Annotated in this window: 16 protein-coding genes; 7 read left to right on the top strand and 9 right to left on the bottom strand. The window is 62.0% G+C overall.

Going from position 1 to position 11,712, the window contains the following annotated elements:
• From Q0602_RS18580 to flgB, 8 genes are all read right to left on the bottom strand, one after another.
• Positions 1–434, bottom strand: a 434-nt coding sequence (locus tag Q0602_RS18580; RefSeq protein WP_298846519.1) for a flagellar basal body P-ring protein FlgI, incomplete at its 3' end; no start/stop codon positions are given.
• 74 nt (positions 435–508) lie between these two features.
• On the bottom strand, positions 509–1,165 hold the full coding sequence (locus tag Q0602_RS18575) for a flagellar basal body L-ring protein FlgH (protein WP_298846515.1): 657 nt from the start codon (positions 1,163–1,165) through the stop codon (positions 509–511).
• A gap of 56 nt (positions 1,166–1,221) precedes the next feature.
• Positions 1,222–2,004 (bottom strand): flagellar basal-body rod protein FlgG, encoded by a 783-nt coding sequence (flgG, locus tag Q0602_RS18570; protein WP_149434777.1) that lies wholly within the window; start codon positions 2,002–2,004, stop codon positions 1,222–1,224.
• Between the two features lie 63 nt (positions 2,005–2,067).
• A complete protein-coding gene (locus tag Q0602_RS18565) occupies positions 2,068–2,835 on the bottom strand; it encodes a flagellar basal body rod protein FlgF (RefSeq protein ID WP_298846514.1) in 768 nt (255 codons plus the stop codon).
• 61 nt (positions 2,836–2,896) lie between these two features.
• A complete protein-coding gene (gene flgE, locus Q0602_RS18560; RefSeq protein ID WP_298846512.1) occupies positions 2,897–4,189 on the bottom strand; it encodes a flagellar hook protein FlgE in 1,293 nt (430 codons plus the stop codon).
• 64 nt (positions 4,190–4,253) lie between these two features.
• The gene (locus Q0602_RS18555; protein WP_295036240.1) at positions 4,254–4,955 is read right to left on the bottom strand and encodes a flagellar hook assembly protein FlgD; all 702 of its coding nucleotides are present in this window, start codon (positions 4,953–4,955) and stop codon (positions 4,254–4,256) included.
• Positions 4,956–4,984: 29 nt separating this feature from the next.
• The gene (gene flgC / locus Q0602_RS18550; protein ID WP_295036241.1) at positions 4,985–5,395 is read right to left on the bottom strand and encodes a flagellar basal body rod protein FlgC; all 411 of its coding nucleotides are present in this window, start codon (positions 5,393–5,395) and stop codon (positions 4,985–4,987) included.
• A gap of 4 nt (positions 5,396–5,399) precedes the next feature.
• On the bottom strand, positions 5,400–5,819 hold the full coding sequence (flgB, locus tag Q0602_RS18545) for a flagellar basal body rod protein FlgB (protein ID WP_295036242.1): 420 nt from the start codon (positions 5,817–5,819) through the stop codon (positions 5,400–5,402).
• Positions 5,820–6,028: 209 nt separating this feature from the next.
• Here flgB and flgA point away from each other — a divergent pair, with 209 nt between their 5' ends.
• From flgA to Q0602_RS18530, 3 genes are all read left to right on the top strand, one after another.
• Positions 6,029–6,802, top strand: coding sequence for a flagellar basal body P-ring formation chaperone FlgA (gene flgA, locus Q0602_RS18540; protein WP_298846509.1), 774 nt, complete (start codon positions 6,029–6,031; stop codon positions 6,800–6,802).
• 115 nt (positions 6,803–6,917) lie between these two features.
• The gene (gene flgM / locus Q0602_RS18535; RefSeq protein ID WP_295036244.1) at positions 6,918–7,193 is read left to right on the top strand and encodes a flagellar biosynthesis anti-sigma factor FlgM; all 276 of its coding nucleotides are present in this window, start codon (positions 6,918–6,920) and stop codon (positions 7,191–7,193) included.
• 37 nt (positions 7,194–7,230) lie between these two features.
• The gene (locus Q0602_RS18530; RefSeq protein WP_298846506.1) at positions 7,231–7,683 is read left to right on the top strand and encodes a flagella synthesis protein FlgN; all 453 of its coding nucleotides are present in this window, start codon (positions 7,231–7,233) and stop codon (positions 7,681–7,683) included.
• Between the two features lie 80 nt (positions 7,684–7,763).
• On the opposite strand, the gene Q0602_RS18525 is transcribed toward Q0602_RS18530, so the two are convergent.
• Positions 7,764–8,141: a histone-like nucleoid-structuring protein, MvaT/MvaU family gene (locus Q0602_RS18525; protein WP_295036246.1), complete on the bottom strand. Its 378-nt coding sequence runs from the start codon at positions 8,139–8,141 to the stop codon at positions 7,764–7,766.
• Positions 8,142–8,656: 515 nt separating this feature from the next.
• On the opposite strand from Q0602_RS18525, the gene Q0602_RS18520 reads away from it, so the two are divergent.
• The 4 genes from Q0602_RS18520 to Q0602_RS18505 all read left to right on the top strand — a co-directional run.
• Complete coding sequence (locus tag Q0602_RS18520) at positions 8,657–9,607, top strand: GGDEF domain-containing protein (RefSeq protein ID WP_298846504.1); 951 nt, start codon at positions 8,657–8,659, stop codon at positions 9,605–9,607.
• A gap of 166 nt (positions 9,608–9,773) precedes the next feature.
• Positions 9,774–10,406 (top strand): hypothetical protein, encoded by a 633-nt coding sequence (locus tag Q0602_RS18515; RefSeq protein WP_295036248.1) that lies wholly within the window; start codon positions 9,774–9,776, stop codon positions 10,404–10,406.
• The gene (locus Q0602_RS18510) at positions 10,403–11,149 is read left to right on the top strand and encodes a DUF3307 domain-containing protein (RefSeq protein ID WP_298846502.1); all 747 of its coding nucleotides are present in this window, start codon (positions 10,403–10,405) and stop codon (positions 11,147–11,149) included. Before Q0602_RS18515 ends, Q0602_RS18510 begins: the two co-directional genes overlap by 4 nt.
• The coding region (locus tag Q0602_RS18505; RefSeq protein ID WP_298846499.1) for an N-acetylmuramoyl-L-alanine amidase at positions 11,146–11,712 on the top strand (567 nt) is incomplete at its 3' end. The genes Q0602_RS18510 and Q0602_RS18505, both read left to right, overlap by 4 nt.

Raw genomic sequence — 11,712 nt, 5'->3', positions numbered from 1 at the left:
CTGCTGCCGGCCGCCTGGGCACCGGCGCCGCCGACATAGACGTTGCCCTGGGCCAGCGCATAGACACGGCCGTCCGCGCCCTTGAGCGGCGTCATCAGCAGCGTCCCGCCCCGCAGACTATCGGCGTTGCCGACGGAGGAGACGGTGACGTCGATCTCCTGCCCCTGGCGGGAGAACGGTGGCAGTTTCGCGGTCACCATGACCGCGGCCACGTTGCGCAACTGCATGTTGGTGCCGGCCGGGATCGTCACCCCCAGTTGCGACAGCAGGTTGGTAATGCTCTGGCCGGTGAACGGGGCCTGGGTGGTCTGGTCCCCCGTGCCGTCGAGGCCGACCACCAGTCCGTAGCCGACCAGCGGATTGTCACGCACGCCGGAGAAGTTGGCGAGGTCCTGGATGCGCTGGGCCTGCGCCCCCAGGCTGCACAGCAGCATCGCCACCAGCACCAGTGTTTGCGCCAGCGACGGGCGGCGAATCCGGATCGAACGGGACAGGCGGGTCATAGGCATCAGAAAGGCGAAATGTTGAGGAAGAAGCGCTGCAGCCAACCCATGGTCTGCGCTTCGTTGATATAGCCGTCACCGATGTACTCGATGCGGGCGTCGGCGACCTGGGTCGACTGCACGGTATTGGAACCGCTGATCGCCCGGGGATTGACCACGCCGGAGAACCGGATGTATTCGGTGCCCTGGTTGATCGCGATCTGTTTCTCCCCGCGTACCTTGAGGTTGCCATTGGCCAGCAGGTCGTAGACGGTCACGGTGATCGTCCCGGTAAAGGTGTTGTTGGCGTTTGCCCCACCGGACCCGTTGAACACGTTCTCGCCCTCCAGATCCGTGCCGTACTTCTCGAGGAAGTCGATCGGGTTGGGAACCACCCCCGGCGTGAAGGTGGCGGATCCGTTGCGAGTGGCATTCGCGGCGGAGTTCTTGCTGGCACTGACCTGCTCGTCGAGCACGATGGTGATGATGTCGCCGACCTGGCGCGGGCGCCGATCCTCGAACAGCGGCTGAAAGCCGAAGCGGGCCTGGTAGATGGAACCATTGGCCTGGGACGGCGGCGTCGAAGGGATTTCCACCGGCGCGGAATTCTCGACCACGGAGTGTCTGGGGATCTGGGCACAGCCCGCCACGACCGTCGCCAGCCCCAGGCCGATCAGCATCATCACTCTGTGCCACGTCGTGGCTAGTTGTGCGGTCAGCAACACGCGTCTTCCCCGGTTTATAGCTGCGTCAGACGCTGGAGCATCTGATCGGACGTTTCGACGGCCTTGCTGTTGATCTCGTAGGCACGCTGCGTCTCGATCATGCTGACCATCTCCTCCACCACATTGACGTTGGAGGTCTCGACATAGCCCTGATAGAGCTTGCCGGCGCCATCCAGGCCCGGGTTGAGATCGGTACGCGGACCCGAAGCATCGGTTTCCAGGTACAGGTTCTGGCCGATGCTCTGAAGCCCGGTCGGATTGATGAAGGTGGAGAGCATGATCTGCCCCACTTCATTGCTCTGGGACGTTCCCGGCTGGGTGACCGATACCGCGCCATCCTGGCTGACGGTGATCGAGAGCGCGTTCTGCGGAATCACGATCGGTGGATCGACGGGATATCCCCCGGCGGTGACCAGCTGGCCGTTCTCGTTGACCTGGAAACTGCCGTCGCGGGTGTAGCCGGTGGTGCCGTCAGGCATCTGCACGGCGAAGAATCCCTTGCCGTTGATCGCCAGGTCCCGGGAGTTCTCGGTATTCTGCAGCCCGCCCTGCGTGTGCAGCCGCTCGGTCGCCACGGGGCGCACACCGGTACCCACCTGCATGCCGGAAGGCAGGGTATCGACCACCGACGACTGGGCCCCGGGCTGGCGCACGTTCTGGTAGAGCAGGTCCTCGAACACGGCACGGGATCGCTTGAAACCGTTGGTCGAGACGTTGGCCAGGTTGTTGGAGATCACGTCCAGTTTGACCTGTTGCGACTCCAGACCGGTCTTGGCCGTCCACAGAGATTTGATCATGACAGGAACCTCATTGTCGGTGCACTAGCGTGAAGTGGCTGGCACCGCTGGTCGAAATTGACGTCAGCTGGTTAGCGAGAGCAGGCTGTTGGCGCGCTGTTCGTTCTCGTCCGCACTCTCGATCACTTTCATGTGCATGTCGTAGCGGCGGGCACTGTCGATCATCGAGATCATCGCGTCGGTGGGAGTGACGTTGCTGCCCTCCAGCGCCCCGGGAACCAGTCGCCGGGTATCGTCGGCCGGCAGCGGTGCCGCGACGTCCTCGCCCTGCGCCGGCACCCTGCGGAACAGGCCATCCTCCCCGCGCACCAGGTTGTCGTTGCCCGGCACCACCATCTTCAGGCGCGCCAGCGGTGCCACGGCGTCCGGATTCTGGCCCGGCTCCAGCACGCTGATAGAGCCGTCCGGCGCGATCGTCACGTCGCCGCCGAGCGGCACCACGATGGCCTGTCCGTTGTCGGAGAGAACCGGATTGCCGAGCGACGTCAGCAGGCCAGTGGCGTCGACCTGGAGATCGCCGCGCCGCGTGTAGGCCTCCCCACCGTCTGGCGACTGCAATGCCAACCAGGTGTCGTCGCCCTGCAGCGCGACGTCGAGGCTGCGCCCGGTGGTACTGATGGTGCCCGGCGTGAAATCGGCGCCGGGAGTACTCATCATCGAAGCGACGCGAGTCGGCAGGCGTGCGTCGCCCTCCACCGGTACCGCGCGGAGAGCCATCAGCTCGCTACGGAACCCGGGGGTACTGACGTTGGCCAGGTTGTTATTGACCACCGACTGCTGAGCCATGGTCTGGCTCGCGCCACCACCGGCGGTATAGAGAATCCGATCCATGCTGAAACCCTTTGGAAGCGAGGTTGCCGCCGCTCACATCGCGATCGGCGGCGTGTCGTCATCAGCGCAGTTGGGCGACCTGATCCATGACTTCGGACTGGGTACGAATCGAATTGGTGTTGGCCTGATAGTTGCGCTGCGCAATGATCAGGTTGACCAGTTCCGTCGTCAGGTCGACGTTGGAAGCTTCCAGCGTTTCGGCTTCGATCGACCCCAGCGTTCCGGTTCCCGCGGTGCCCAGCAGCTCGTTGCCTGAGGTGGCGGTCGCTGCGAACAGGTTGCCACCGGAGGGCGACAGGCCCTCGGGATTGCGGAAGGTCGCCAGCGCGATCTGCCCGAGGTTGACGGTCTTCTCGTTCGAGTAGCTGCCGACGACGGAGCCGTCATCGGCGAAGCTGACGCCGACCAACGCCCCGGAGGCGTAGCCATCCTGCGCCAGGCTCTTGACCGTGGAGTCGTTGGAGAACTGGGTGCTGCCCGCCATGTTGAAGGTGGCGTTGATCGGATCGACGCCGTCGCCCAGCTCGTCATTGGTGAATGCCAGATTCGGCCAGGTGACCGGATTGGCCGTGGCGTCTTCGCCGTCGATTGTGGCCAGCTTGCCGGCGCTATCGAAAGTCGCCGTGAGCGTCTGGTCGGTGAGCACGCCGTCCAGCGCCGTGCGGGCGCTCCAGGCATTGTCGCCGGTCTTCTGGAAGTACAGCGTGGCGTTGTGCTGCGCACCCTGCGAGTCGTAGACCGTGAAACTGGTGGAGTAGTTGTAGGCGACGGAGGTCTGCTGGGTGTTGTCTTCGGCGGTCTTGGCGGCGAGGTTGTCGTAGAGCACCGCGGTCGAGGAGTCGTCGGCCACGGTGGAGGCATCCAGGTTGAGCTGAATGTTGATGCCCGTTCCGGTGGCACCGGTAGCGCTTGCCGGCATATCCGCCGCCGGCACGTTGAGCACCTGCGGCTGGCCGCCGACGACGACGCCGGAGTTGACGTCGGCGGCATCCGCCAGGCCATAGCCCATCAGCCGGGCGCCCTGGGCGTTCTCCAGGAATCCGTCGGCGGTCAGCGTCAACTGGCCGTTGCGCGAGTAGCCGACTTCGCCCTCCTGCTGGAAGCGCAGGAACCCGTCGCCGCTGATGGCGATGTCCAGGTTGCGTCCGGTGGACTCGAGGCTGCCGGTGCTGAAGTCCTGAAGCACGCCGGAGACCCGGGTACCCAGGCCGACCGCGCTATTGGCGAAGACGTCGGAGAACTGGACCGACCCACTCTTGAACCCCTTGGTCTGGGAGTTGGAGATATTGTTGCCGATCACATCCAACTGCTGGGAAGCGGCGTTGACGCCGCTCAATGCCTGCGAAAAACCCATGACTGATCCCCTACGTTTATCGGTTGCGTCCGCTAGAACGGTTGATGTCGTTACTGAATCTCACTCAGAGAATCTGACGCACTTCCGAGAGCGCCACGGGATCCTGAGCGTATCCCAAGTCGAGCTGGGCGCCGTTCGCCCCCTGAATCACCCCGTTGACCAGGGCGTAGTTCAGCGCAGTCGGCGCGTAGGTCTCCTCACCGACGGTTCCGGTCAAGGAAGCCGTATAGGTGCTGTCGATGGCAGCGCTGGAGCCATCGGCCAGCTTGCCATCCCAGGTAAAGCTGTGGACGCCAGCGGACAAGGGCCCGGTGGAGAAGCTGTCGATGATCTCGCCGCTGGCGCCGCGAATATCGATCTGCAGATCCTCGACGGCGCTATCCAGCTCCACGCCGATCGGCGTCGTGACCACACCGTCGGTGCCATCGGCGGATCCCACCAGGATCCTGTTGCCCGGCACCATCACGCCCTGGCCGATCAACGCCGTGGCCTGCAACGCCTGGCCCGCGTCGATCTGATCGGTAATCGCGGACAGACTGTCGTTGAGCTTCTCGATACCGCTGACGGTATTGATCTGAGCCAGTTGCGCCGTCATGTCCGAATTTTCCATCGGGCTGGTCGGGTCCTGGTTCTTCAACTGCGTCACCAGTAGCGTCATGAAACGATCGTTGAGCTCGCTGCCGGACTCGACTCCCGTGGTGGAGCTCTGGGCGGCCGCACCATTGATGTTGGCCAGGGTACTGTTGCCGATCACCGGACTGGACATGACATCTCCTCGCTATGGACCGACACCGATCAGCCTTCGCCGATGGTGAGTGTTTTCGTCATCAGCGTCTTGGCGGTGTTCATGACCTCGACGTTGGCTTGATAGGAACGGGAGGCGGCGATCATATCCACCATCTCGTTGACCGGGTCGACATTGGGCATCGTCACGTAGCCCTGTTCGTCCGCCAACGGGTGCCCCGGCCGATATTCCATACGCATCGGCGTGGTGTCGTCCTCGATCACGCCGTTGACGCGGACCCCGCCCGCACTGCCGCCCTGCTGACTCATGGCCTGGAACATCACCTGCCTGGCGTGATAAGGCTGCCCGTCAGGCCCGGCGACGCTGTCCGCATTGGCCAGGTTGCTGGCCGTCACGTTCATCCGCTGTGAATTGGCGGACAGCGCCGAGCCGGAAATTTCGAATACGCTGAACATCGACATCGTGTTACTCCGATTGCATGGCTTTCTTCAGCCCCTGGATCTTGCGGCTGACGAAAGTGACATCCGCCTGATAACGCAGCGAATTGTCGGCAAAGGCCGAGCGCTCCCGGTCCATGTCGACCGTATTGCCGTCCAGGCTGGGCTGATCCGGCATCCGGTAGAGCAGATCCCGAACCCCTGCCCCGCCACCGGCCTGGCCGGGAATGTGCCGGGCGGAGGTCCGCGCCAGTGACAGCCCGCCGGATGACTCGCTGCGGCCCTGCTCCATCACCCGGTTCAACTCGGCGCGGAAATCGAAATCCCGCGCCTTGAAGTTGGGCGTATCGGCATTGGCGATGTTATTGGCCAGCACCTGCTGGCGCTCCGCGCGCAGATTGATGGCCTCCTGCTGGAAGCGCAGCGCGTTATCCAACTTGTCGAACATGCCGTGCACCTCGAGTGGCGTTCGCTGGAAAATTGACAGAGTGGAGAATAGCGGCGGGATGTTCGTGCCAAACGTGTAAACAGACCCGTAATTGCGCGCCATTTTTATCAATGCCTGACGGCTGGCCCGTTTAAAATCGCTTCCACTGTGGGGAATTCCGTCGATCGACGCGGGATACCGCGAGCCTGCTAGCCACCGAGGTCCATGTCATGCGAGCAGATCCACCCGAAACGTTTCAGCACTGCCGGTCGAAGTTCCGCCCCGGCCTGCGACGCGTCGTCTGGACCGGTGCCATGACCCTGATGGCGCTGCTGTTCGCGCTGTCGCTGTTGCCGATACCTTCGATATCGCAGGCGGATACCGATGTTCCTCCGAACGATGCGGTGAGCGCGAGCGTGGAGCGATTCCTGCACCAGCAGACCGCCTCACTCGGCGATCAGGTCAAGATCGAGCTTCAGCAAAGCGCGGCCGATCTCGGGGACTGCCCGGCGCCCCAGCCTTTCCTGCCGCGACCGGGCATGCCCCAGGGCCGGGTGACGGTAGGCGTGCACTGCGGTGGCCATGACAACCGAACCCGCTATCTGCAGGCGACGGTCTCCGCCGTGGTCCGCCATCTGGTGGCGCGTCGGCCGATCGACCCGGGACAGCGGCTCGATGCGGCGGCGCTGGATTGGCAGCAGACGGACATTTCCCGCCTCCGCCGTGGCTATCTGGACGATCCCGCCGAGGCGGCCGGCATGGTCGCCACCCGGCGCATACCGCCTGGTACCACGCTGACCGAGGCCATGCTGCGAAAGCCCTGGATGGTAAAACGTGGCGACACGGTGGTGCTGACCGCTGTCGGGCAGGGATTCCGTGTCAGTCGCAACGTCGAGGCGCTGGATAATGGTGGACTGGGGAGTACGATCCGTCTCAAGACGGAGAACAACCAGATCCTTCAAGGGAGAGTGACGGGCCAGGATCGACTGCGGGTCGACTTCTAGCCCGGCCGGATAAATTTTTTAACAAAACTCTTCCTCGATCTCTTTCAGCTTCCGCCGGTTTTGCCGATAACGTAGGAAACCACGTCATCGTGCATCCAGCCATGAGGTAACGACCTTGAAAATCGACCAGACACAGCCGCTGACTCGCCCCACTCAGAACGACGCCGCCGAGCAGCGCAAGAGTGTTGAATCGTTGGAGAGCGCCAAGACGACGGCCGGCTCGACCACGACGTTGAGCCAGATTCCGACCACCGACGACAGCGGTGATATCGATACTGCCCGCGTCAACGACATCCGCCAGGCCATCTCCGAAGGCCGGCTCGAACTCGACACCGGCAAGATCGCCGACGGCCTGATCCAGAGCGTCCGCGACATGCTGGGCGAACGTTGATCATTTGACTTACCCGGTCCGGATCCAGGAATCTGACATGACGCCAGCCGAACTACTCCGTGAGCAACAAGCCCTATTGCAAGCGTTCTCCAAAACGCTGGAAGCCGAAGCCGTCTGTCTCGGCTCGGGCAACGCCGATGGCGAACGCCTCAGCGAACTGGCGGCGTCGAAGCAGCAGCAGTTGAGCGTGCTCGATCGGCTCGAGAGTCAGCGCAGAGAGCACCAACGGTCGCAGGGGTTTGGCGTCGGAAGCCAGGGCGCGGACCGATTCGCTGACGCCATCGGCATGAATGAGGCCTGGCAGCGGATTCGTCAGCTGGCGGAACGGGTCCGTCGAACCAACCGTCTCAACGGCCACATCATCTCCTCGCGGCTCGAGCATAACCAGCAGGCGATCGATTTTCTGAACCGCGCCATTGGCGGCAGCGTTTACGGGCCGAGCGGAGAATCCCGGCACGGCGGCTTCGGCGGCATCAGTTCCAAGGCCTGAGGGTACCAAAAAACAGAACCCTCGCCAGGATCACTGGCGAAGGGCTCTTTCGGCTAAGCGGGGTGAAGAGTAAAAACCGCTCAGTCTTCCGTTCTGACAACCCAAGATTCGACGGTATCACCACCGTGTTCGTCTTTCCAGGCTTTCAACGTCTTGTGGTTGCCGCCACGCGTCTCGACGACTTCACCCGTCTTGGGGTTCTTGTAAATTTTCAGCTTGCGCTTGCGGCGCCCACCGGTCGAACCCGTCTGCGCGGTCGAAGCCTGGGAGCCTTCGGCCGGGCTCAGCAGTTCGATGACGTCACGCGTCGTCTTGCCGTATTCCGCCATCAGGGCTTCGAGCTTCTCCTTGAACTCGAGTTCGGACTTCAGGCGCTGATCACCCTCCATTCGCTTCAGCTCTTCTTCAAGCTGCTTCAGGAGCTGTTCTTTCTTGACGTAATCGCTGAGTAGAGACATTCGTTGTTCCGTTGCGGATTGGTTTAAGCGAGGACATTATTGCCGATATCTAAAAACTTGCAAGGCTTGTCGAGATGATTTTTTTAACGGGAATCAATTACCGATATTTATTTAACTCATGGTTCATTTCCCCTCTTATCCACGCGGCAGGCTATGGAAAAGACCCATGCAGCGTTTTATGGGGTGTGGCTTCAACAACCACTATCGAGGTAAACCCGATGTTATTCCAGCAGAAAGACATCGAATGGAATCCGTTGGCGACGGATTGATACGGAAGGGAATATCCGGCGCCTTTGTCTCCAGGATTACCCGTCTGCAAAAAATCTGGTTAAGACCGAGCTAAATCAATGACATCTAATTGGTTACGGCCCTGCTGGCAGCGTTACAGTTTCTCTTATGACCGTCGATATTGAAGGTGCGGCCACGCACACTCCCGCCTCGATCCGGATGGAACCGATTCCCGCTCATCCGACGACGCAGCGCGGGCTTCAATAACCAGAACATCGGTTCAAGGCATGCCGAGAATAAAAAATCATCTGTCGACCCGGACGCTGGTAGTTCTGGCCGGGGTCTGGCTATGCAGCTCGCTGGCCATGTCAGCAGCGGCCTGGTTCACGGTCACCGCCGGAGGCACATACGCGCTTGCCATGCTGATGGCCTGTCCCTTTGGCCTGTGCGGGCTGGCTGCCACGCTGTGGCTGGTCGACCGCTGGCTGCTGGTACCGCTCAGGCGCCTGGCCGACCACGCCCGTTTCGCGCATGATTTCAGCGATGCGCCGCGCGAGATGCCCTTCGATCTCTCCAGCCGCACCGATGTCGTGGGACTTCTGGCGCGACAACTGCAGCAGTTGATAGAGGAGTCGAGAAGCCATAACGCCGCACTGCTGGAACAGACGCTCAACGACCCTCTGACAGGACTCGGCAATCGTCGGATGCTGGAGAAGCGCCTGGACATGCTCGTCCCTCTCAGTCGCCGGCTGAGCTGCACGGTATCGGCGATGATGATCGATGTGGATCATTTCAAGCCCTTCAACGATAACTATGGTCATCCGGCAGGCGACAGCTGTCTCGTGGATATCGCCGGCGTGCTGAGAGACACTTTCCGCCGGGATACCGATGTCGTGGTGCGCCTGGGCGGTGAAGAGTTTCTGGTACTGCTGATCAATACCGGCAAGGAGGAAGCCTGGGCACTGGCAGACGCGATGCGAGGCATGATCCAGGCGCTGGGATTGCCCCACGAATATTCTCCCGTTGCCCCCGTCGTCACCGTTAGCGTCGGCGTGGTCACGAGTCCCAACGGTTTGTTGATCGATATCGACGAGATGATCGCCCAGGCGGACCAGGCGCTCTATGACTGCAAGGCGCACGGCCGGAACCGGGTGGCAGCCAGGCTGATCGGTGCCGAGGCAGCATCGGCAGGGCCCATACCTGCCGCCGAGCCTCGAGCCCGGACATCGTCGGGATAACAAAATTTACAACCTTAAGCTGGATATATATACAGTACTCGCTTACCTTCAGCCTATCGATATCTTCAGCGCCTCAGCCTTGATAGTGTTTTTTATGCATAAACGCAGAAATAGCTTTTTTAGGCTATAATCCATCTACCCTGCATGGATATCGATAAGGAGTCTCATGTCATCGATCGGTGTGCTCAGCGGAGACATCGTTGCCTCTCGCGATATTGCCGACAAGCGCAAGCTGCGCGGCGCGATCGACACGGGGATCGAACGTCTCGGCCGGAACTTGGGCGCCGTGGGCACCCGGTTCCGGGGCGATGCCTTCCAACTGGCGGTTCCCAGGATCGAGGACAGCATCGTCGCGGCCGTCATCATGCGTGCCAGCCTGATCGAGCACTCCCCTTCACGACGACAGACCTGGGACGCACGCATCGCCATCGGAATCGGCGAGGGACAGGTTCCGGCGCCGGACGATTTCATCAATGCCGACGGGGAGGCTTTCGTGCGCTCCGGCCAGGGCCTGGATGCATTGAGCCAGGGCCATCAGCGCCTGGGACTGTTCCTCGCCGCCCCCCAGCCCGACCTGAACCTGCTGATCCAGTTTGCCGACGATATCATCAGTCACTGGAGTCACAACGCAGCGGAAGTGATTCGCCTCAGTCTCCTCGCCGATCACTCCCAAAGTGAACTGGCCAAACGCCTGGGACGCTCGCAGCCGACCATCAATCGCCGCCTGAGCGCAGCGCGCTGGTCGCTGATTCGCGACTTCCTCGAGTTCACCCGGCAACGCCTGGAGACCGTTACATGAGCGAAATCAGCCTGTCGCTGCTACTGGCGCTGCTGCTATCGCACACCGTCGCCGATTTCGTCCTGCAGAGCGACGCCTGGGCACGCCAGAAGCAGCAACACCATTTCCGCGCTCGCTCGCTTTACTGGCATGTCGGCATTCACATGTCGTTGTGCCTGGCCATCCTGGTCGCTTTCGGCGTGCCCGTTCGCGACGCCTTGATCGGTACGGGGATCGTGGGTCTGACCCACTGGATGATCGACACGCTGAAAAGCTATACGCCGGCTCGTCGCGTCAGTTTCTTCATTCTCGACCAGCTTCTGCATCTACTGGTGCTGGTCGTCGTCTGGTGGTGGGTCATCGACGGCAGCACCCTGCCTGTCGCCATCGATGTCAGCCTGGTGTGGCAGCCCCGAACCCTGCTGGTCGCCCTGGCGTATCTACTGGTCATGCGCCCCGCCTCGGTCATGATCGCGCTGATCATGCGCCGCTGGAGCGAAGGGGTCGACACCCGCGGCACGCTGGCCGACGCAGGCGCCCGGATCGGCATGCTGGAACGTTTTCTCATTCTGACTTTCGTGCTGAGCCACCAGATGGCCGCGATCGGTTTTCTACTGACCGCCAAGTCGGTGCTGCGTTTCGGCGACCTCTACGAAGATCGCGACCGAAAGCTCACCGAGTACGTACTCCTGGGTACGATGTTGAGCTTCTCGATCACCCTCACTCTGGGTCTGCTGACCCGCTATCTGCTGGACGTGTTATGACGCCTCATCGCGTTGCATCGTGGCGTGGCATTGCGACCCTGCTGTTCATCGGCGCCTTGTCGATGACGGTGCTGGCCGGCTGTGCAAGTTCGCCGGGCCTGGAACCCCGGCAAGGCTACGTGGCCGATCACACCCATCAGTCGCAGGCCTACAATCACCGCATCCGCTATCTGGTTCTGCACTACACCGACTCCGAAGCGCCTCGAGCGCTTCGCACACTGCTTGGGCCCAACGTCAGTTCGCACTATCTGGTGGCTCGGCACCCGCGGGCCGAAGGTGGCCTGCCACGCGTGTGGCAACTGGTCGACGAGAACGATCGTGCCTGGCACGCCGGCATCAGCGCCTGGGAGGATCGCACGCAGCTCAACGACACCTCCATCGGCGTGGAGATCGTCAATCAGGGACCCCGCGACACGGCGTCGGGGAGACAGTGGCAGATCTATCCGGACCGGCAGATCGACGCGGTCATCGCCTTGGCGAAAGACATCATTCGCCGCTACGACCTTCCACCGACCTCGATCCTGGGACATTCGGACATCGCCCCCTCGCGCAAGATCGACCCC

Origin of the sequence: uncultured Salinicola sp. (genome assembly GCF_937921195.1) — a bacterium.
Taxonomy (GTDB): domain Bacteria; phylum Pseudomonadota; class Gammaproteobacteria; order Pseudomonadales; family Halomonadaceae; genus Salinicola.
This window is presented reverse-complemented; position numbering and strand designations above follow the sequence as displayed.

Excerpts from the sequence above, each read along its gene's own strand:
- Q0602_RS18575 (WP_298846515.1), bottom strand. The coding sequence starts at position 1,165 with ATGATGCTGATCGGCCTGGGGCTGGCGACGGTCGTGGCGGGCTGTGCC.
- flgG (WP_149434777.1), bottom strand. The coding sequence starts at position 2,004 with ATGATCAAATCTCTGTGGACGGCCAAGACCGGTCTGGAGTCGCAACAG.
- Q0602_RS18565 (WP_298846514.1), bottom strand. The coding sequence starts at position 2,835 with ATGGATCGGATTCTCTATACCGCCGGTGGTGGCGCGAGCCAGACCATG.
- flgE (WP_298846512.1), bottom strand. The coding sequence starts at position 4,189 with ATGGGTTTTTCGCAGGCATTGAGCGGCGTCAACGCCGCTTCCCAGCAG.
- Q0602_RS18555 (WP_295036240.1), bottom strand. The coding sequence starts at position 4,955 with ATGTCCAGTCCGGTGATCGGCAACAGTACCCTGGCCAACATCAATGGT.
- flgC (WP_295036241.1), bottom strand. The coding sequence starts at position 5,395 with ATGTCGATGTTCAGCGTATTCGAAATTTCCGGCTCGGCGCTGTCCGCC.
- flgB (WP_295036242.1), bottom strand. The coding sequence starts at position 5,819 with ATGTTCGACAAGTTGGATAACGCGCTGCGCTTCCAGCAGGAGGCCATC.
- flgA (WP_298846509.1), top strand. The coding sequence starts at position 6,029 with ATGCGAGCAGATCCACCCGAAACGTTTCAGCACTGCCGGTCGAAGTTC.
- Q0602_RS18530 (WP_298846506.1), top strand. The coding sequence starts at position 7,231 with ATGACGCCAGCCGAACTACTCCGTGAGCAACAAGCCCTATTGCAAGCG.
- Q0602_RS18525 (WP_295036246.1), bottom strand. The coding sequence starts at position 8,141 with ATGTCTCTACTCAGCGATTACGTCAAGAAAGAACAGCTCCTGAAGCAG.
- Q0602_RS18520 (WP_298846504.1), top strand. The coding sequence starts at position 8,657 with ATGCCGAGAATAAAAAATCATCTGTCGACCCGGACGCTGGTAGTTCTG.
- Q0602_RS18515 (WP_295036248.1), top strand. The coding sequence starts at position 9,774 with ATGTCATCGATCGGTGTGCTCAGCGGAGACATCGTTGCCTCTCGCGAT.
- Q0602_RS18510 (WP_298846502.1), top strand. The coding sequence starts at position 10,403 with ATGAGCGAAATCAGCCTGTCGCTGCTACTGGCGCTGCTGCTATCGCAC.